We start from the raw sequence: 20,191 nt of genomic DNA on the forward strand, positions 1-20,191 counted from the left end.
TTCTGGTCAACGCAACGCCGCCCCTCTCGGCCGATTCACCAGCGGCCTTGCCCGAGGGGGCCGGTAGAAGGAAACCTCAGCCGAGAAATCGTGCGGCCGTCTTCAGATCCGAGAGCAGCCCTCCGTACGCCTTCGCCCGGTCCTTCGCCCGCAGTACGGACGACGGATGCACCGTAGCGAGGAACCGGTGGCTGTTCACGTTGTCCTCCCGCACGGTGCCTGGCGCAGCGGGGATGTCCCAATCCGGCAGGGGCAGCAGCGCGCCGCGGGCCTCCGTCACTCTGAATGAGCTGCCAAGCAGGGCCTTACCCGCGGTCGCACCCAACGCCACCACGAGCGCGGGATCGACACGGCGCAATTCGGCTGCCAGCCAAGGACGGCAGGCCGTGATCTCCCGCAGGTTCGGTGCCTTGTGAATACGCCGCTTCCGCGTTCCCGTGCTGGGCACGAACTTGAAGTGCTTGACCGCATTGGTGAAGTAGACCTGCTCCTCATCGATGCCGGCCTCGGCGAGTGCCTTGCGCAGGAGACGACCCGCAGGACCAACGAACGGCCGGCCCTGGCGGTCCTCCTCATCGCCGGGCTGCTCTCCCACCAGGACCGCACGCGCAGTGGCCGGACCGGCGCCGAAGACCGTCTGCGTGGCGTCCGCGTACAACGGGCACCCTTGGCAATCGGCCGCTGCGCGGCGCAGAGCCGACAGACCACCCCTGGTGGGCACGTAGTCGAGGGCACTCTTGTGGGGCCCTTTCACGCTACTGGACATTGCACCTCCCTCGGTCGTGCCCCCGCGTGGGGAGCCGTCCCTGGATACGGCGACGCCTCACACCCGATGGACTCCGTCCTTTCAGGTCAGGATCGGCCCTTCCCAGGGGCGGCGCACGGCGACCGCCAAGGCGAACAGCTCTGAGTCATGGTGGCTGGTAGCGGTGGGCGGGGCTGCCGCGCCATTCGATCCAGGAGGGATCGTCGAGGAGATGTTCGGCGTCGTAGAGTCCGGCCTGCCGGAGGAAGCCGATCAGATCGCCGTCGTCGCGGGCGATTCCGGCGATGGTGCCGTTGATCGTGACTGCTCGGCCGCCGGTGGACGGTGCCGTACGGTGCACAACTATCGGGGGTTTCACACCATCAGACTGCTGCCACTGCGTCGTCCGGGCTCGTACATCATCAGGAGGAGGGCTCGTGCTGATGGGCTTCGGCGCCTTGCCACTGGACCACGGCGGGGTCGTCTCCCCTTCGGTGCGGATCCGCCATTCCGGTATCGGTGAGAAAGGCGGTGAGTTCATCGTCACTGTGGGAGGCCGAGTCGCCACTGTAGTCGCGGTTGTTTGATGTGTGCTGTCGCGGGTCGCCGCCGGACGGAACCATGCAGGACAATGATCGGTGGTCTCGCCGGCGGTGCCGTCCGGCACATGCGGTTGATCCAGATGCGCGTGGCCAGGGCCGGGATGAGACTTGGGTACCGGCATTGGTCCGGCTGCGCCCCGACCCCGTGGGTGCCCGGCCGCGGCCCTCTGGGCGTGCTGTACGGCGCGACGGCCAAGCCCGTGACGACCTCTCCTGCGACGTTCACCGTCGCCGCACATGGGACATTCTCGCCCCGAGAGGCGAGGTGACCCGGTCACTGGTTCGCTGGATGAGTCGGCCCGTACCGACGAGGCAGCCGGTGAGTGGGACCGTCAAACGCACAAGCGCGTCGGAGCCCTCAGCCACCGGGACCGATCCCGATCCGTTCGAAGCACAGATGGGCCGGAAACCAACCCCCTCCACGTGCATTCCCAAGGCGCCGGATCCACCGCTTCCAGAGGTACTGCAGTGAGGAGAGACACCATGCGTGCACTCACCTGGCAGGGACGTCGGGACGTGCGTGTGGAAACCGTCCCAGACCCACGGATCAAAGAACCGGACGACGCCATCGTGCCGATCACCACCACTGGGATATGTGCTTCCGACCTGCACCTGTACGAGGTGCTCGGACCGTACCTGGACCCGGGCGACATCCTCGGCCATGAACCCATGGGGGTCGCGATCGACGTGGTGCGCCGTGCGAGTGGTGGTGGCAGGGGCCACCGGCAGTGTGGGGACCGGCGTCGTCGGGGCCCTGGCGGAGGATACGAACGTGGCGGCCGTCCTCGGGCCGGCCCGTCGGCGCCCGACGGTGTCGGTCCCTGGCGTGGAGTGGGCCACGGTGGATTCCTCCCGCTCCGACTGCCCACACCCCCTGGACCAGCACCTGGCCAGTGCGGACGTCGTCATCCACCTGGCCTGGTTCCAGCCCACCCACGACCAGTGGTGACCTGGCGCAGCAATGCCCTGGGATCGATAAGGGTCTTCGAAGCCGCGGCGAGAGCGGGCGTAGCGGCTCTGGTGCACGCCTCGTCGGTGGGCGCTGAGGCTCCACCGCTCGCCGGCGAACGTTGGGGGTGACCGGAGGGAGCGGTGGGCTTCTCCCTGGTCCGCGGAGCCGCTCCCCGTTTCAACTCCCCCACAGCTTCAGGCTGGTGAAGCGGGCGTCGTCGAATTCGCGCCCTTGCGCGAGGAAGAGGGAAAGACATGAAGCCCGAACCTTCCTTCCAGTCCCCCGGACCAGAACATGAGTCCTCCGCCGACGGGGCAGTGGACGTCGCTGGCCTGGAGAAGGTGCTGCATGAGCGCGTGCGGGGAGAAGTACGGTTCGACGCGGGCAGCCGAGGCGCCTATTCCACGGATGGCTCGAACTATCGGCAGGTCCCGATCGCTGTTGTCGTCCCTCGCGATCCCGAGGCGGGGCACGACGCGGTGAAGGTCTGCGCGGAGTTCGGCGCGCCGGTGTTGCCCCGGGGTGCAGGAACGAGCCTGGCCGGCCAGTGCACGAACGCCGCCGTGGTCATCGACTGGACGAAATACTGCGATCGACTGGTCTCCGTGGACGCCGGCCGAAGGACCTGCGTGATCGAACCCGGCATCGTGCTGGACGAACTGAACCGACAACTGTCCGGAGAAGGACTGAAGTTCGGCCCGAAGCCTTCCACCCACAGTCATTGTTCGCTGGGCGGGATGATCGGGAACAATTCCTGCGGCGCTTCGGCACAGGCGTACGGCAAGACCGTGGACAACGTGCGACGTCTGGAGATCCTGACCTACGACGGAACACGTTGCTGGGTCGGGCCCACCTCTCGAGAGGACTACGAGGCCATCGTCGCCGCCGGAGGCCGCCGCGGCGAACTCTACGCCGGGCTGCGCCGGGTGGTCGACGAACATCTGGCGGACATCCGCCATGGATTCCCGCGCCTTCCACGCAGGGTGTCAGGCTACAACCTCGACTCATTGCTGCCGGAGAACGGGTTCGACCTGGCACGCGCTCTCGTCGGGAGTGAGGGAACCCTCGTCACCGTCCTGCGAGCCGAGCTCGATCTGGTGCCCGTGCCGCCGTGCGAGGCGATGGTCGTGCTCGGCTACGACGACATCTGCGCGGCAGCCGACGACGTGCCGCGGTTGCTGGAATGCTGCGAGCCGGAGCTGCTGGAGGCGTTGGACGGACGGATGGCGCAGCTCATGCGCGAGGAGGGTTCCCATGTCGAGTCGTTGGACACCTTTCCGCAGGGAGAGAGTTGGCTTCTCGTCCAGTTCAGCGGGGAAGACCGGGACGGGGTGGACGCGCAGGCTCGAAACCTGCTCGACGCACTCGGCCGCCGCACCGACGACCCGACGGTCTCCCTTTCGGAGGACCCGGGGCGCGAACAGAAGATGCTCCGTGCGCGCGAGGCGGGGCTAGGGGTGACGGCACGCCCGCCCGACGGCCGGGAAACCTGGGAGGGGTGGGAGGACTCCGCCGTGCCGCCGGACCGGCTCGGTGACTATCTTCGCGACCTGAAAGCCCTGTTCGCGGAGTTCGACTACGACCACCCGGCCCTGTACGGTCACTTCGGCCAGGGGTGCGTGCACACGCGTATCCCGTTCGAGCTCACGCACGCCGCCGGGGTCGCGGCCTTCCGGGAGTTCCTGTTCCGCGCCGCCGACCTGGTCGTGTCCTACGGTGGGTCCCTTTCGGGAGAGCACGGCGACGGGCAGGCACGGGGCGAACTGCTGCACCGGATGTTCGACCGACCGCTCGTCGAGGCCTTCGGAGAGGTGAAGCGGCTCTTCGACCCGGGCAACAGAATGAACCCGGGGAAGGTCGTCGCGCCGTACCGGACGGACGAGAACCTCCGGCTCGGAGCACGGTGGCGTCCGGTCGGCCACACCACGCACTTCGGTTACCCGGACGACGGCGGGTCCTTCACCGAAGCGGTGAAGCGTTGCGTCGGGATCGGCAACTGCCGGACTCACACCGGCGGGGTGATGTGTCCGTCCTACCGGGCGACGGGTGAGGAGGAGCATTCCACGCGCGGCCGGGCGCGTCTGCTGTTCGAGATGCTGGGCGGGCACCGCGATTCGCCGGTGACCGACGGCTGGCGCTCCACCGAGGTGCGCGACGCGCTCGACCTGTGCCTTTCCTGCAAGGGCTGTAGATCTGACTGCCCCGTAGGTGTCGACATGGCCACCTACAAAGCCGAATTCCTTTCCCATCACTACGCACGGCGTCTGCGCCCCGCGGCCCACTACTCATTGGGATGGCTCCCCGTGTGGGCGCGACTGTCGCGCTTCGCTCCCCGTTCGGCGAACGCCCTGCTCCATGCCCCCGGCATCGCACGCGCCGGAAAACGACTCGCGGGAGTGGCCGCCGAACGGACGGCGCCGGTCTTTGCGCCGGAGTCCTTCCGTCAGTGGTGGGCCGCACGGGGCGTGACCGACCCCGGACCGGCCGACGACCGTGCCGTCGTTCTGTGGCCGGACACGTTCAGCAACTACTTCCACCCGGCCGTGGCGAAGGCGGCGGTGCGGGTGCTGGAGGATGCCGGCTTCCGGGTGGCTGTGCCGCCGCAGACTGTCTGCTGCGGCCTGACGTGGATCTCCACCGGCCAATTGGTCACTGCAAAAAGGGCGCTGCGCCGCACGGTCGACCTGTTGCGTCCGTGGATCGAGGCCGGCACGCCCGTCGTCGGTCTGGAGCCGTCGTGCGTCGCCGTGTTCCGTACCGACGCCCCGGAGCTCATGCCTCAGGACCTGGACGTCCAGCGGTTGTCCCGGCAGTTCCGCACCTTCGCGGAACTGTTGCTCGGCGACGTTCCGGCGAAGAACTGGCGACCGCCACGGCTTGCGCTGAACGCCGTTGTCCAGACGCATTGCCACCAGCACGCCGTGCTGAAGCACGAGGCGGACCGCGAACTGATGCGCCGTGCCGGAATCGACGCGGTCGTGCTGGACAAGGGCTGTTGCGGGCTCGCCGGGAACTTCGGCTTCGAGCGGGGGCACCATGGTCTTTCGGTGGCCATCGGCGAGCAGGGGGTCCTGCCCGCCGTACGGGCGGCTCCCCCCGGGGCGCTGGTCCTGGCGGACGGCTTCAGCTGTCGCACCCAGATCGAGGAAGGCGGCACCGGGCGTCGCGCGATGCACCTGGCCGAAGCCCTGGCCCTCGGTCTGGACGGTCACCTGCCTGCGAATCGGCCGGAGAAGCTCGCCGACCGGCCCGAGGCTTCGGCAAACGACGGCCGACGCATGACGGTCGCCGTCCTCGCAGCCATGGCGTCGGTGTGCGCGGGCGCATACACCGTGCTGCGGCGCCGCCGCATCCGGTCCCGGGCCCGAAGCTTGATCTGACCGATCCCGCCCGACGCCGTCACCGGCCCGGCAACCCTGGGCACGGCATCGGCGGCGGCCCGGCCATCGCAATCACACGGCACGAGAAGAGAGGAAACCGAGGCCGATGAAGGTGTCCGACTACGTTCTTCAGCGCCTGCGCGAGTGGGAGGTGGACCATGTCTTCGCCTACGCGGGTGACGGCATCAACGGTCTCCTCGCTGCCTGGGGACGCGCCGACAACAAACCCGAGTTCATCCAGGCCCGTCACGAGGAGATGGCGGCCTTCGAGGCGGTGGGATACGCCAAGTTCTCCGGCAGGGTGGGAGTGTGCGCGGCGACCTCCGGGCCCGGCGCCATCCACCTCCTGAACGGGCTGTACGACGCGAAGCTCGACCACGTTCCCGTGGTGGCTCTCGTGGGGCAGACGAACCGCAGCGCCATGGGAGGCTCCTACCAGCAGGAAGTCGATCTGCTGAGCCTGTACAAGGACGTGGCGTCCGAGTTCTGCGAGATGGTCACCGTGCCCGAGCAACTGCCCAACGTCATCGACCGGGCCTTTCGTACCGCGCACGCCGGACGCACGGTGACGGCGGTCATCATCCCCGCGGACGTCCAGGAGCTGGACTACACCCCGCCCACGCACGACTTCAAGATGGTGCCTTCCAGCCTGGGCCTGGCATCCGCGGCCCCGGTTCCTTCCGCCGAGGACGTCGCGCGGGCCGCCGACGTGCTGAACGCGGGCGAGAAGGTGGCCGTACTGATCGGCCAGGGCGCCCGGCACGCGCGGGCGGAGGTCGAGGAGCTCGCGGACGTGCTCGGTGCCGGGGTCGCCAAGGCTCTGCTGGGCAAGGACGTCCTCTCGGACGAACTGCCCTACGTGACCGGGGCCATCGGCCTGCTGGGCACCCGGCCGTCGTACGAGCTCATGCGGGACTGCGACACGCTGCTGGTCGTGGGATCCAGCTTCCCCTACACGCAGTTCCTTCCCGAACTGGACCAGGCGCGCGCGGTGCAGATCGACATCGATCCGCACATGATCGGGCTCAGGTACCCGTTCGAGGTGAACCTGGTCGGTGACGCGAGGGAGACGATCAGGGAGTTGCTGCCGAGGCTGGAGCGGAAGAAGCACGGGGCCTGGCGCAAGAAGATCGAGAAGGACACCGCACGGTGGTGGGAAGTCATGCAACGTCGTGCGGCCGTGGAGGCCGACCCGGTCAATCCGGAGTACGTCGTGCACGCGCTCGACGCGCTGCTGCCGGACGACCTCATGCTGGCTGCCGACTCCGGTTCCGGAGCCAACTGGTACGCGCGGCATCTGCGTCTGCGCGGCCGGATGCGCGGCTCGCTCTCGGGAACCCTCGCCACCATGGGCCCCGGTGTGCCCTACGTGATCGGCGCGAAGTTCGCTCATCCCGACCGGCCCGCGCTGGCACTCGTCGGCGATGGCGCCATGCAGATGAACGGCATGGCAGAACTCATCACCGTCGCCAAGTACTGGCCGCAGTGGCAGGATCCACGCCTGATCGTCGCGGTGCTCAACAACCAGGACCTGAACCAGGTCACCTGGGAGATGCGCGCCATGTCCGGCGCTCCGCAGTTCCTTCCCTCCCAGTCCCTGCCCGACGTCCCCTATGGCGATTTCGCGCGCTCGATCGGTCTCGGTGGCGTGCGGGTGGAAAAGCCCGGCCAGGTCGAGGACGCCTGGCGGCGGGCGCTGTCCGCCGACCGGCCGTTCGTCATCGACTTCGTCACCGACCCGGCCGTCCCGCCGATACCTCCGCACGCCACCCGGGAGCAGGCCGAAGCAGTCGTCTCCGCCGTCGCCAAGGGCGACAGCGATCGCAGCGCAATGGTCAGACAGGGGCTCAAGGCGAAGGTGCAGGAGATGCTGCCCGGGCACCGCAGGCGTGACGGCTCCTCGGGCGGGCGGGGGACCTGAATGAACGCGATTCGGGTGGGCAGCGAGCCGCTGATACATGCCGTCGAGGCCACGGCCTACACCGTCCCGACGGACGCTCCGGAGGCGGACGGCACGCTGGCGTGGGATGCGACCACTCTGGTGCTCGTGCGGGTGCGCTCCGGCGAGACGACGGGGCTCGGCTACACCTACGGGGCGCCCGCCGCCGTCGGTGTCGTCCAGGAACTGCTGGCCGGGGCCGTGAACGGCCTGCGGGCCTGGGATCCCCCTGGCGCGAACGAGGCGATGAGACGCGCGGTGCGTAACGCGGGATTCCCGGGGCTGGTCGCAGGCGCCGTCTCGGCCGTCGACATCGCCCTGTGGGACCTCAAGGCACGACTGCTGGGGCTCCCTCTCGTGGATCTGCTCGGCGCGGTCGCGCGCGATGTGCCCGTGTACGGCAGCGGCGGCTTCACCACCTACACCGCAGCACAGCAGGACCGTCAACTGCACGACTGGGTCCAGGGATTGAGCATCCCCAGAGTCAAGATCAAAATTGGTGAGTCGTGGGGACGCTACGAACAGCGGGACCGAGCACGCGTCACCGCGGCACGCGCGAGCGTCGGCGACGCCGCGGAACTCTACGTGGACGCCAACGGCGCCTACACCCGCAAGCAGGCGATCAGAATGGCCCGGTTCCTCGCCGGCGAGGGAGTGACCTGGTTCGAGGAGCCGGTCTCCTCCGACGACCTGACAGGGCTGGCCCAGGTCCGGGCCGCGGCGGCTCCCGACATCGCCGCCGGGGAATACGGCTGCACGCTGCCATATTTCCGCAGGATGATCGATGCGGGCGCGGTCGACTGTCTCCAGGCGGACGCGACCCGGTGCGGCGGGATCACCGGATGGCTGCGAACGGCCGCCCTGACCGAAGCCGCCGGTCTGCAGATCTCCGCGCACTGCGCACCCCACGTCCACGCCCACGCGGCCGCTGCGGTACCCAATCTCCGCCATCTGGAGTGGTTCCACGACCATGTCCGTATCGAGGAGCATCTCTTCGACGGCGCGCTGTCCCCTGAGGGAGGAACGGTCCGCCCGGGCCGGGGAGACCGCATGGGTCTGGGCCTGGAACTGCGGGAGGAGACCGCCGAGCGCTACCGCGTCCGATGCTGATCCCCGTCCGTCCGGTTTCACGGTCATCGCGGCCGCCTCGGGCCGGTCACGATGTGGCGGCCGTCCGACGACTCGCTACGCGGCAGAACCGGTCCGTCGCCTACTCGTGCGGGCCCACAGGACCACTCCGCCGGCGGCGAGCGCGGCGGCGGACCAGGCCGACCGTGCATGCCGGGACAACCACGCCTGCGCGGAGCGTCCGCGGGCCCTGTCGTCGAATACGCCGTGGGCACCGTAGTCGCGTGCGGCTTCGCCTTCGCCGTCGAGCGGCTGCCAGAGATTGTGCGGCCGGTGGGCCGGGACGAGCCCGCCGGTCTGTTGCGAGTCGTAGCCAGTGCGGGCGAGATAGCGGTCCAACAGCCCGGCAGCCGCCTTTTCGGCCAGGATGGTCACCACGGTCGACGCCCCCACGTAGTACTGCTTGCGTCGTGGGTGGTCCGCGGCGTGCACTACGGCGCGGGCCACCACCTCCGGCTGGTAGACGGGAGGAACCGGCTGCGGGTGTCGGGGCAGGCGCGAGAGGCTCCATGAGAATTGCGGCGTGTTGACTGCCGGCAGTTGCACCACTGTGATCCGTACGCGGCTCTTCTCGTGCAGGAGTTCGGTCCGGATCGAAGACGTGAAGCCGTTCACGGCGTGTTTGGCTCCGCAGTACGCGGACTGGAGCGGGATGGAACGCGCCCCCAGTGCCGAGCCCACCTGCACGATCGTGCCGCTGTCTCGGGGCATCATCCGCGACAATGCCTCGCGCGTTCCGTTGACATACCCGAGATAGCTGACCTCCGTAACGCGACGGAACTCCTCCGGGCTGATCTCGGTGAATGGCGCGAACACGGATGTGAAGGCCACGTTGAACCACACATCGACGGGGCCGAGAACTCTCTCGACCTGCTCGGCCGCGGCGCGCACGGCGGCGTGATCGGCCATGTCCGCAGGAACCACGAGCACCTCGGCCCCCATCTCCCGCAGTTCCTCCGCAGCGGCCCGCAGCCCCGTCAGTCCTCGCGCCACAAGTCCGACCCGGTCGCCCCTGCGCGCACACTCGCGAGCGACAGCTCGCCCGACACCGGCGCTCGCGCCCGTGACGACAACCGTTCGGGGCATGGTGGCAGCCTTTCTTCAGGACGGCAGTACGCGCCGGAACGGATCTCCTGCACGGCGAGGCCGTCATCAGGCTGCGCCCCCGGCCGCCTGCGTGGGAAGGCCTCATCCGAACGCGCCGCACCGTCCGCGACGCAATGCGATTCGACTACCCGACTACCCGTTCCCTTCCTCCCGTCCCCGTCAAAGCCGCAGAACGTACCGCAATGGCCGATGTGGCGCCCATCATGCGACGCGATCGTCCTGGGCCCGCGGTTGCAGCATCCGCGACCCGGGTGGCCTCGCCCGTCGGGTCGTCGGAGGGGTTCGTCCTGCTCGACGCCATAGTGCGAGACGATCGCCAGCACTTTTCGCACGCTCACACCGTTGTCGGGCATTTTTCGGCCCTTCGAGGAGAGTGGCCGCGCGGGAAGAGCCTCTTCAACAGGGCTTCTCATGGGACACCGCTCCAGCATGCCGTGCGGCGGGCGACGGGCGAACGTGAGAGGGGCCGAGTTGATTTCGGTGGATGCTTGAAGGAGGGCCTCGCCTGCGAGCGGAGGTATGGCGTCGTGCGGACGGTAGGCGTCGAGGAAGAGCTCCTTCTTGTGGACGCAGAGAAGGGCGAGCCGCAAGCCCGGTCGACGGCGGTGCTGGCCAGGGCGGACAGAGAGGCTCTGGGGGACTCGGCCTTCGAACCTGAACTTCACAGCCAGCAACTGGAGTTCGCCACCAAGCCACAGAGCTCGATGCGGGACTTGGCGGCTGAAATCGTACGTTCTCGTGCGGAGGCCGCCGAACACGCCGCGGAGTCGGGCGTAGCTGTGGCTGCACTGGCCACATCGCCGCTGCCCGTCAGCCCGTCGATCGGCTCGGGCGAACGGTACCAATGGCTGGAACAGAGGTTCGGTCTGACCGTACAGGAGCAACTGACCTGCGGATGCCACGTTCACGTTGCCGTGGCCTCGGACGACGAAGGTGTCGGGGTGCTGGATCGGGCGAGGCCGTGGCTGGCCGTGCTGCTGGCCCTGAGTGCGAACTCGCCCTTCTGGCAGGGCCGCGACAGTTCGTACAACAGCTACCGGAGCAGGGTCTGGGACCGCTGGCCGTCCGCGGGACCGGTGGAGGCATTCGGGAGCGCCGAGCGTTACCACACGCACGTGCGAGAGCTGCTCGACACGGGCGTCCTTCGTGACGAGGGGATGGTCTACTTCGATGCGCGTCTCTCGCACCGATTTCCGACGGTCGAGGTCAGAGTGACGGATGTCTGCCTCGACCCTGCGGACTCCGTTCTGCTCGCCTCCCTGGCCCGCGGCCTGGTCGAGACGGCGGCCCGCGAGTGGCAGGCGGGCGAACCCCCCGCCGGGTTCGGCGCGGGGCTTCTGCGGATGGCCGCCTGGCAGGCCAGCCGGTGGGGACTGGAGGGCCGTCTGCTGCACCCCCGCACGATGCGTCCCCGGCCGGCCCCGGAAGTGGTGGACGCTCTGCTGCAGCATGTTCGCGACGCACTCGAGGACTACGGAGACTTGCACTCGGTCGAAGGCGCGCTGAGGTCCCTCACCGAGCGAGGGACGGGTGCCCGGAGGCAGCGCGAGCTACTGCGCCGTACGGGCAGTCTGCGTGCCACTGTGCGCGAATGCGTTCACATCACTCGTGGATAGAAAGGGTGCGGGCGCCACCGCGCTGCGCGCGCACGTACCGTGGCGCCAGTTCGGTCACCACTGCCTGGTCGGGGCGCTGTTCGGCCGGCTCGAAGTGTTGGTGGTGGGTCTGCTGGGGGCCGGGATGACCGCGTCGCTGACCTTTGTGCGTCTCGGGTACTCCACACAGGCGGGGTACATCGCGGTTGGTGAGCCGACGATGGTCTGGGCAGGGCCGAACCCAGGGCTTCGGCGTAGTCGCGTGACGCCCGGTTCGTGGCGATCTGGCGACTCAGCAACACGCGCTTAGAACCAATAGAAGCGCCTTCACGACGCAGCCGCAGAGGACTATCACCTCCTCCGCGCCCTCGAGCGTCAACCGAGCTCTGGTGGTGCAGAGGGCGTCGAGGGCGACGAACAGCGGCATGCGTGAAAGGGGTGCGGCAGCGATCGCGGTGACTTGGCCCAGGGTCCGGCGCCGCCCCGGTCATGGCTGAAGACCTACTTCCCGTCTCTGTCTTGCGGTCTCGACCATGGCGACGTGTCCTTATCCAATGCCGCCACTTCCGTGCTCTCTCAGTCGAACAGTGGTCTCAGCCGGCCCGATCGCTTCGCCTGGTTCATCGATGCGGTGCGTGAGGGAATCGCTCCCTTCGCGTTGTCCAGCCCCTACTCCGGGGACTTCACCGCGCGGGTGGTGAGCGCCGATCTCGGCGCCGCCCAGTTGGCGACCTTCTCCTTCCCAGCTCTCGACGCAGTACGCACCGCCCGCCACATCCGGCGCGGTGACCCCGAGACCTACATGCTGGGGCTTATCCAGCGTGCTCCCATGCAGGTGGCCCAGAAATGCGAGACAGTGGCCGTTCGGGCGGGTGAGCTGGTGCTGTTCGACACCTCCTACCCCCTGGAGGCAGTGTTTCCGGACCCTGGGCACCGCGTTGTAGTCACGATCCTGCGACTGCCGAGAGCGTCGATGCCGTTTCCCGGCGACCAGGTTGACCGGCTGCTCGCCCAGCCGCTGTCCACGCGCAGTGCCACGGGTTCTCTCCTGCGGCACCTCATGGGATCCGCGCTCGGGCAGGTCGCGGACCAGTCGCAGGCGGAGAACCAGCGCCTGGGCACAATCGCCGTCGACCTGGCAACCGCTTTCCTCGCCGGCCACATCGACGTCAGTGGCCTCCTCCCAACCGAGACGAGGCGCCGAGCCCTCGTCGCGAGAATCGGAGCGTTCATCGAGGCGAACCTCGGCGACCCGGGGCTCACCCCGGCCGCCATCGCCTCACAACACCACATCTCGGTCCGCACCCTGCACCAACTGTTCAGCGCCGAGCCCGAAGGCGTCATGGCGACCGTGCGGCGCCGACGACTGGAACGCTGCCGGCAAGCCCTCGCCACACCCTCCCTGCGCAAGCAGCCCATCGGCGTGATCGCCGCCCGATGGGGATTCTCCAGCCCGGGCGAGTTCAGCCGAGTGTTCAAGAGAACCTACGGCGAGACACCCCGGCAGTTCCGGGACGGCACGGCCGCAGCACGTTCTCCGCGCTGAATGCACATCCGCTCCGCACCCGTCGCCAACTCCACGAAAACACGGCACACCACGATGGGTGCGTGGCACCGGGGGGACAGAACAGACCCTGACACCTGTGGTATCCAGGAGAATTCGGGAGGCGAGATGACAGGTCAAGGACAGGCGCCCAGTGGGGGCGGCAGTTCGTTCAGCCGCGGGACGGGTCAGGGCTGTGGCTTCTGCATGGGTGTTCTACTGGCTTTGATCATCCTCATAGTGATCATACTGGTTGGCGGCTATTCTGCGTTGTCCGGGAGCTGAACGCCACGGTCTGACACAACGCGCAACCCAGACAACCCGCACTGCGGTCACTGAGCTGTTTTCATCCTGAGTAGCTGCAGGTCAGGAGGGTGTGGACGGCCTGGACGATGGTCCTGATGCGGCGGGTGGAGCATCTGACTCGCCGGAGGATTCGCCAGGACTTCAACTGTGCGAAGGCGCGTTCGCCCGGGACTCTGAGTCGGGCGTCGTCGCGGTTGAACTGCTGGTAGTGCTCGGGCTGTTCGCGGTAGCGGTGGTACGGGGTGCGGACGGTTGCGCCGGCGCCCTGGTAGGCGCGGCCCGCGAGTACGAGGATCTGTCTCGTGAGGCAGGCCTGGACGATGCCGTGGGCCCGAGCGGCGGTCAGGTCGTGGGTGCGGCCCGGTGTCGCTCGGGAGAACCAGAGCGGTGTGCCGCCGGGGCGTGCGATGACCTGCACGTTCATGCCGTGCTGCTTGTGCTTCTGCGATTAGTACGGCGTCCGCCTTGATGCGGTCGGTGGGGATGAGGGTGCCGTCGACAAGGACGAAGTCGCCCTCGCCCAGACCGGTCAGGGCCTCGTGCAGGCCCGGCGCCCAGGCGGCGGGCACCTCGATCGTCTCGTCGACGTAGCGCCAGGCCGCCGTGGTCGAGACGCCGAACCCGGCCGCAAGCTGCGCGAACGTCTCGTTCTTCCGGAACGAGAAGTGCCTGCTTGAAGCAGCCGAGCCGTCGCCAGGGCGAGTTCAGTTCACGCCTTCGGGCGTAGATGAGCCAGGAGACGTGCTCGACGAGCTCGTACGGGACGTCGAGCATGGAAGGATACGGAACCAACAGGGCCCCTCGGTCGCCGGTGTGATGAGTGAGATCACCACGCCAACGACGAGAGGCTCTGCCGCGTCACCGCCCTCACTGACCAGCCCGTTTCACCCCTGCACCGCAGGATGAAAACGGTTCAGTAAGGCTTGCGCTATTCACTCATTAGAGTGAAGGTGGGGCGCCGGCCCGCGAGGCCGGGCCACAGCGATGCTCGACGGAATGAGGGTGCATCCGGAGTCGCAACGGGCCTGCATCCAGGCCTGGTTGCCATCTCCCCCCAGACGGATGCGGCCCGGAGCCTCACAGGCTTCGCAGGTGTGCTCGGATTCGGTCTCGGCGGCTTCGGTCAGGGCGGCAGCCCGGTCGGCGAATTCGCCGTCGAACTCGCCGTCCTGGAAGCGGTCGCAGACCGTTATGCGCAGGCCGCCGAACTTCACGCTGAACGCTTCGATGCGGTAGTCGGCGTCGAGCGTGATCAGGTCCTGGTGGAGCTGTTCGAGCAGGGCGGCCCAGCCGGGCCCGACGGTCGGGGTCCAGGCGGGGATCTGCCGCTCGGCGGGGCGGGGGAGGCCCGTCGTCATGCAGGCCATGGTGCCCGCGGGGTCTGATCAATCGGCGGCGGGTGGCCAAACCGTCTGTCCCTGCCGCACAGGGCAGCGGGGACAGACGGCGGGCAGCGAAGGCGCGCAGTTCACCAGCTGATGGTCAGGCGGTTCACGGTACCGGAACAGTGCTGACGCTGGGGGGCACAACGGCACTGAGGTGCCCCAACAGAGCCAGCGCGCCCGGACAGGACGGGATTGTTGCGGCGCCCAGCCTACGGCACGTACACCACGTTCGGATCAGTGCTGGCCGGCGAGGGACCGGTGCGCGGGTCGTGGCTGGGCTTGGCCGCGGTGAGCTGGGCCTGGGTCAGGCGAGTGCCGGTGGGTGAGGCATCGCGGACGAGGCCCTGACGGATCGCCTCCTTCGCGCTGATCTTCGGCGCGGGGGCGGGCTTGGACGCGGCGAGGGTCGGCGCGGCCAGCCAGTGGTTGCCGGACGGGGCCCAACCACCTCGCCACTGAGAGCCGTCCCAGGCGAAGGCCCCCGCGTTGGTGGCGTACCAGCGGTCGCCGCAGGCGAGGTTGGGCCGTAGGTACCATCGCGGATCCCAGGCCTTACTTGTGTTGTAATTCCAACCAGTGAGCAGGTTGTTGCAGCGGAACCAGACGTTCGAAGGCGCGTCGTAGGCCAGGACTTCGAACTGGACCGCGATGTTTCCGGCGGGCAGCTCGTTGGGCGTCTTGCACCAGCCTTCGTAGTATCCCCACACCTCGATCCCGCCGACGGAGTACCCGCGATTATCGTAGCCGTTGGAGATTTCGGCGTAGGTCTTAGTGCAGAGGCCGGCGCTCTGGTAGCGCCACGGCTTTTCGTACACGACGTGGGCGTTCGCGGAGCCGGTGAAACCGAGCAGTATGGTGCTGGCTGCCATGGCGGCTGTGAGGGCGCGGGCGAGCGATCTTGGCTTCAAGCTACTTTTCCCTTGGAGTCGGTGGTACCGCCTTCGGACGGGCGCCCGCTGTGCGCTCAGCGGTTGCCCGAGACGGTGTGACAGTGGCCGTTTCGGGTCGGCGCCTCGCATGGCGCCGGGGCCACGTGCTCCCCGTTCCCTCACAGAGTGGCGCGCTGTACTGGCTACGAATTGGCAATGCGTGCGGCGTTATTTGTTACTCAGCGCCTGACGCTGAAGCTTCCCGGCCGTCAATACTGCCGGGCATCACGAACCGGTCGTCGATACCGTTGCATCTGTCCTGGGCCTTGGGCAGGACTTCGGCGTAGTCGCGTGACGCCCGGTTCGTGGCGATCTGGCGACTCAGCAACACGCACGGACCGTGACAGCACGGCTTCCAAGATCATGGAGTTCTCTACGCCCCGTGATCCGAGTGGAAGATCGTGCCTGCCGACGCATCATCGCTGATCCCGCCTGCCCTTGACCAACTGCGCGAGAAGCCGCGGGTCGGATCGGAGGAAGTTCCGGGCCTGCTGGAGCGGCTGGCCGAGGTGCCGGACCCGCGTGATCCGCGCGGGGTGCGCCACCGCCTGGCCGTCGTGCTCGCACTCACCGCGTGCGCGGTGCTGGCCGGAGCGACCTCGCTGCTGGCCGTCGGCGAGTGGATCGCCGATGCCCCTGGACATGTGCTGGAGAAGGTCGGCGCCCATCCCGACCCGCTTGCGCCCAGGCGGGCCCTGCCCGCCGAGACCACGGTCCGCCGACTACTGGCCCGCATCGACGGCGATGCGCTGGACAGAGCGGTCGGGAGCTGGCTCGCGGACCGCCGGCCGAAGACGACCGGAGCCACCAGGCTGCGCGGTCTGGCCGTGGACGGCAAGAGCCTGCGCGGCGCGGCCAGGGCGAACGACCGGAAGATCCATCTGCTCGCCGCGCTGGAGCACACCACCAACCTGGTCCTGGCCCAGTTGGACGTCGGCGAGAAGACCAACGAGATCACGTGCTTCCAGCCACTGCTGGACACCGTCGCCGACCTGGCAGGCGTCGTTGTCACCAGCGACGCCATGCACACCCAGCGCGAGCACGCCGAGTACCTCCTCGGCCGCGCGGCACACTACATCGTGATCGTCAAGGGCAATCAGAAGAAGCTCCGCAGACAGCTGAAGTCCCTTCCCTGGAAGGACATCCCGCTCCAGGGCCGCACCAAGGGCGTCGGCCACGGACGCTCGGAGATCCGCCGGGTCAAAGTCGCCACCGTGAACAACCTCCTCTTCCCCGGAGCCCGACAGGCCGTCCAGATCAAGCGCCGCCGCACCGACCGCAAGACCGGCAGGACCACCGTCAAGACGGTCTACGCCGTCACCAGCCTCACCGCCGAACAGGCCACGCCGTCCCAGCTCGCCCGGCTCGTCCGCGACCACTGGACGGTCGAGGCCCTGCACCACGTACGCGACACCACCTTCGCCGAGGACGCCTCACAAGTACGGACCGGCAACACGCCCCGCGCGATGGCCACCTGGCGCAACCTCGCCATCGGAGCCCTCCGGACAGCCGGAGCGAAGAACATCGCGGCCGGTCTCCGGCACAACGCCCGCGATCCCCGTCGTCCCCTCGCACTCCTCGGTCTCAACTGATCACAAACCGGTCGTCACGCGACTACGCCGAAGCCCTGGGGCCGAACCCTCCACGGTGGATGCGCCAACTCCGTTGATTCCACGCTGTTTTCATGATTGGGCATCGTCTCGAGACCGTGAAACGGCCGACGACATCAACGGCAAGGTCCTGCCCTGCTGCTGGTTGAGGGAGCGAAGATTCGACCGGCTGGTCCGAAACCGTCGGCTGGCCCGCGACTACGAACGGCTGACCGCGACATCCGAAGCGTGATCAAGCCTCTCTTCTTCATCATCCTCGTAGTCGGCGCCCTGCTCGTGCTCGTCCTCGGGCTCCTCGCCTTCTGCGTCCTCCTGCTGCTCAGCGGGCTCTTCTTCCAGGGCGTCTTCGTGAGACACGACGACTTCACCGTCCCTGATTTCGCCGCGCCAGCCCTCGGGCTCTTCCTGGGAAAGGGTGACGTACCGCTGAAAGTGCTTGAAGTCGAGTCGCATTCGGCGACCTTGGGCGCGCCACAGGTTGCCGGTCTTCTCGAAGAACCCGGACGGGAAGTACTCCACGACCAGGACGATTCGAGTCAGGCTGGGTGCCAGCTCATGGAAGCTAACCGCACCACGAGTAGTGCCCTTGCCTCCCTCGGATGTCCAGACGATGCGATCGTCGGGAATCTGTTCCTGGACAGTCGCTTTGAAGCTGCGTGAGGAAGGGCCGACTTTGACCTTCCAGTCACTCGCCAACTCGTCGTTCTTCGAGACGTCGCGAACACCCTTCGCGAAGCTGCTGAACTGGTCGTACTGCGTCCAGTGGTCGTACGCGACACGCAGCGGCACTCCCACATCGAGAACCTCGATGATGTTCATGACCTTGCCGCCGCTCGACTTGCGTTTCCCCTTTCCGCCGCCGAACGCTTCTTTGACCTTCCCCACGATGTTGTCCTTGACGCCCTTTGCTTTCTCCCCGACGAACGCCTTCAGCGGGGAGTCGCCCTGGAGGATGCGGAGGCCGATTGCGGGAAGCGATCCGCTCTCGGCCACATCGGTGAGCTGCTCCGTGACGTTGGTCAGTTTGTCGCCCGCCTTCTCGGCGAGTCTCTCCACTTGCGCAGTGAGGAAGTTGGACAGCTCTTCGCGAAGCCGATCCGCACCTGACTCTTCCACTGCGGGCTGGTCACTTTCCGTCCTGGTCATGATTGGCTACCTCCGACGATCGACTCGCTTGGATGCTGCTCGCTTCGACGACGTCGTCTTCCGGGCCGCGTTCTTCTTCGCCGGAGCCGCCTTCCGAGCCCCAGTCTTCTTCGCCGTCCGAGACTTCCCTCCCTGGGCAGAATCGGCCTTCTTGCGTGCCGCGCCCCCTCTGGGTTCCCTTCTGGGCTGGGCTGATGCTTCCGGCTCTTCCTCTTCCTCGTATTCCTCTTCCGGCTCCTCCTCTTCCTCTTCCGCGTACTCCGCTCCTTCCTCTTCCGGCTCGTACTCGTCCGCGTCCTCCTCTTCCTCCTCCGCGTCCTGCTTCTTCTCGCCGAGCCGGGCCGTACGGTCGCCAAGGGCGTCGGCCAGCGAACTCATGCCGCGGTCGGCGGCCGCCGAGACTGCCTTTCGGCCCGCGTCGAGCACTTCCCCTTTCAGCTGCTCCTGCAGATCGGCGACCTGGGGAATCTCGCCTAGCCTGCGCATCCCTTCGGCGGCCAGCTGTCGGGGTTCAAGGCCGAATCGTCTGCCTGCCAGATAGGTCGCAATGGTCAGTGCCAGCCGGCCCTTCTTCGTCCGGCCCAGCACATAGCCGCCCACCACTGCGGCCGCGAGGGTCACCTTGGCTGTGTCATCCATGAGTGCGTCACCTTCGATCGTTCGGCTCGGGGGCCGACCGCTGCAGCATCCAGCCGGGCGAGCAGCCTTTCGTCTTCTCGTTTGAGCTCCTCCAGGCTGGTGTCTCCGTCTTCAAGTTCCCCGTTCAGTACGGCCGGCTGGGCACGGAGCACTCCGGGGTCGTGCAGCTCACGCTCGGTAGCGCCATTGAGCTTTTCCGCCACCCAGATCACACCGCGGACCGGTGCGACGGGGAGGGCGAGCAGCGCCATGTCAGACTTCGGCGGCCCGAACATGAGTGCCTTCAGCGGCACCGAAGCCGTAGCAGGGCAGCGGGCCCGCGAGACGCAGTTCGACGCGTTCGCGGTGCGCGTCGGCAATTCGCTCCGCCACGCTTCGGAAGTTGTCGCTGTCGCCGCGGTTGACAGGGAAGGACACACTGAGCACGCATTCCTGGATGTCCGGTCCGGTGGCCACCACTCGGGACATGGGTGTGAGTTCGCGGAGAACTCGTCGCCCGGCTTCGGCGGCCCTGCTCTCAAGACCAGCCGCCACGGCTTCGCCCAGCCGGAAGCTGGCTTCACAACGCGGACGTCGTCGTGCTTCCTCCAGCGGCCGGCGCCTGCGGCAACCTGCCCGTGCCGGATCGTCCGCAGAGGGGCAGCCGGGTTGCCCACGCCGCCGACATTCCTCGGCACCGGCCGCAGGCATGGGTGGTCGTCCTTCTGACAGTTGGGCAAACCTGCATCACTCATGAGATGGTCGATCAGCCCATGCAGGCTCCGGCAGGCAGCACGGGCACCATGCTGTGCTCCACGCGCGAATGGCATGCGGCGAGCGGCTGTCGTCAAGGATTTCCCGGCGCGCGGCCGACGTTCTTCTGCCATGAATTCAAGTCTGATCGGTATTGGGCGCCTCGCACCTTGAGCGGAGCCAGCGGGCGCTCCTGCCGGAGTGCGCCGTCGTGCGGTGATCGATGTTTTGGCGAAGAAATGGACGACGGTGCACGCGCGCAACGTTTTCATGGCTGTGGAGTCCAGGCACAAGTCACAGTGCCGGCCGGGTGCACGGCACCCACCCAGGGCAAGGACGGGGACGCTGTGTACAACTGCGGCGCGCGACGTTGCTCCCAGGAGCACCACTCTCACCGCCGCCTGAATGAGCGGAACGAGTCAGAGACCCGGCATACCGATTCGCTGCCCACCG

16 protein-coding genes and 1 pseudogene are annotated in these 20,191 nt (G+C 67.7%); 7 read left to right on the forward strand and 10 right to left on the reverse strand.

Translation table 11 applies throughout. The features are described 5' to 3' along the window. Positions 1-76 precede the first annotated feature (76 nt). Together ACF1B9_RS29055 and ACF1B9_RS29060 are read right to left on the reverse strand one after the other, a co-directional pair. On the reverse strand, positions 77-766 hold the full coding sequence (locus tag ACF1B9_RS29055; RefSeq protein WP_391745504.1) for a UdgX family uracil-DNA binding protein: 690 nt from the start codon (positions 764-766) through the stop codon (positions 77-79). Positions 767-911: 145 nt separating this feature from the next. Then, positions 912-1,124: a hypothetical protein gene (locus ACF1B9_RS29060; protein ID WP_391745502.1), complete on the reverse strand. Its 213-nt coding sequence runs from the start codon at positions 1,122-1,124 to the stop codon at positions 912-914. Between the two features lie 58 nt (positions 1,125-1,182). Here ACF1B9_RS29060 and ACF1B9_RS29065 point away from each other — a divergent pair, with 58 nt between their 5' ends. From ACF1B9_RS29065 to ACF1B9_RS29080, 4 genes are all read left to right on the forward strand, one after another. Then, complete coding sequence (locus ACF1B9_RS29065) at positions 1,183-1,332, forward strand: hypothetical protein (RefSeq protein ID WP_391795946.1); 150 nt, start codon at positions 1,183-1,185, stop codon at positions 1,330-1,332. 1,221 nt (positions 1,333-2,553) lie between these two features. After that, the gene (locus ACF1B9_RS29070) at positions 2,554-5,679 is read left to right on the forward strand and encodes an FAD-binding and (Fe-S)-binding domain-containing protein (RefSeq protein WP_391745499.1); all 3,126 of its coding nucleotides are present in this window, start codon (positions 2,554-2,556) and stop codon (positions 5,677-5,679) included. Positions 5,680-5,785: 106 nt separating this feature from the next. Further along, positions 5,786-7,600: a thiamine pyrophosphate-requiring protein gene (locus tag ACF1B9_RS29075; RefSeq protein WP_391745498.1), complete on the forward strand. Its 1,815-nt coding sequence runs from the start codon at positions 5,786-5,788 to the stop codon at positions 7,598-7,600. Then, positions 7,601-8,728 carry an enolase C-terminal domain-like protein gene (locus tag ACF1B9_RS29080; RefSeq protein WP_391745496.1) on the forward strand — a complete coding sequence of 376 codons (1,128 nt, stop codon included), beginning with the start codon at positions 7,601-7,603 and terminating at the stop codon, positions 8,726-8,728. It begins immediately after the preceding gene. Between the two features lie 75 nt (positions 8,729-8,803). Here the strand turns inward: ACF1B9_RS29080 and ACF1B9_RS29085 are convergent, their stop codons facing one another. Further along, on the reverse strand, positions 8,804-9,832 hold the full coding sequence (locus ACF1B9_RS29085; protein ID WP_391745495.1) for an SDR family oxidoreductase: 1,029 nt from the start codon (positions 9,830-9,832) through the stop codon (positions 8,804-8,806). 548 nt (positions 9,833-10,380) lie between these two features. Here ACF1B9_RS29085 and ACF1B9_RS29090 point away from each other — a divergent pair. Then, positions 10,381-11,469, forward strand: a complete 1,089-nt coding sequence (locus tag ACF1B9_RS29090; RefSeq protein ID WP_391745493.1) for a glutamate--cysteine ligase — start codon at positions 10,381-10,383, stop codon at positions 11,467-11,469. Between the two features lie 520 nt (positions 11,470-11,989). After that, entirely contained in the window at positions 11,990-12,994 is a 1,005-nt protein-coding gene (locus ACF1B9_RS29095; RefSeq protein WP_391745491.1) for a helix-turn-helix domain-containing protein, read from the forward strand. A gap of 343 nt (positions 12,995-13,337) precedes the next feature. Here the strand turns inward: ACF1B9_RS29095 and ACF1B9_RS29100 are convergent. From ACF1B9_RS29100 to ACF1B9_RS29110, 3 genes and pseudogenes are all read right to left on the reverse strand, one after another. Then, positions 13,338-14,130, reverse strand: a pseudogene (locus ACF1B9_RS29100) (transposase family protein). A 99-nt stretch (positions 14,131-14,229) separates the two neighbouring features. Continuing rightward, a complete protein-coding gene (locus ACF1B9_RS29105) occupies positions 14,230-14,655 on the reverse strand; it encodes a hypothetical protein (RefSeq protein WP_391745490.1) in 426 nt (141 codons plus the stop codon). Positions 14,656-14,891: 236 nt separating this feature from the next. Further along, the gene (locus ACF1B9_RS29110; protein ID WP_391745489.1) at positions 14,892-15,551 is read right to left on the reverse strand and encodes a hypothetical protein; all 660 of its coding nucleotides are present in this window, start codon (positions 15,549-15,551) and stop codon (positions 14,892-14,894) included. A gap of 461 nt (positions 15,552-16,012) precedes the next feature. Between ACF1B9_RS29110 and ACF1B9_RS29115 the strand changes: the two genes are divergently transcribed. Continuing rightward, positions 16,013-17,203: an ISAs1 family transposase gene (locus ACF1B9_RS29115; protein WP_391745488.1), complete on the forward strand. Its 1,191-nt coding sequence runs from the start codon at positions 16,013-16,015 to the stop codon at positions 17,201-17,203. Between the two features lie 216 nt (positions 17,204-17,419). Here the strand turns inward: ACF1B9_RS29115 and ACF1B9_RS29120 are convergent, their stop codons facing one another. Genes ACF1B9_RS29120 through ACF1B9_RS29135 form a run of 4 tightly spaced genes read right to left on the reverse strand, consistent with a single transcriptional unit; the run spans position 17,420 to position 19,696 of the window. Then, positions 17,420-18,367 (reverse strand): SRPBCC family protein, encoded by a 948-nt coding sequence (locus ACF1B9_RS29120; RefSeq protein ID WP_391745487.1) that lies wholly within the window; start codon positions 18,365-18,367, stop codon positions 17,420-17,422. Between the two features lie 6 nt (positions 18,368-18,373). Next, positions 18,374-19,006 (reverse strand): histone protein, encoded by a 633-nt coding sequence (locus ACF1B9_RS29125; RefSeq protein ID WP_391745561.1) that lies wholly within the window; start codon positions 19,004-19,006, stop codon positions 18,374-18,376. Beyond that, on the reverse strand, positions 18,985-19,257 hold the full coding sequence (locus ACF1B9_RS29130; protein ID WP_391745486.1) for a gas vesicle protein GvpG: 273 nt from the start codon (positions 19,255-19,257) through the stop codon (positions 18,985-18,987). Before ACF1B9_RS29130 ends, ACF1B9_RS29125 begins: the two co-directional genes overlap by 22 nt. A gap of 1 nt (position 19,258) precedes the next feature. After that, positions 19,259-19,696 (reverse strand): GvpL/GvpF family gas vesicle protein, encoded by a 438-nt coding sequence (locus tag ACF1B9_RS29135; RefSeq protein WP_391745484.1) that lies wholly within the window; start codon positions 19,694-19,696, stop codon positions 19,259-19,261. Between the last annotated feature and the right edge of the window lie 495 nt (positions 19,697-20,191).

Origin of the sequence: Streptomyces sp. NPDC014727, from assembly GCF_043083485.1 — a bacterium.
In the GTDB taxonomy this organism is placed as follows: domain Bacteria; phylum Actinomycetota; class Actinomycetes; order Streptomycetales; family Streptomycetaceae; genus Streptomyces.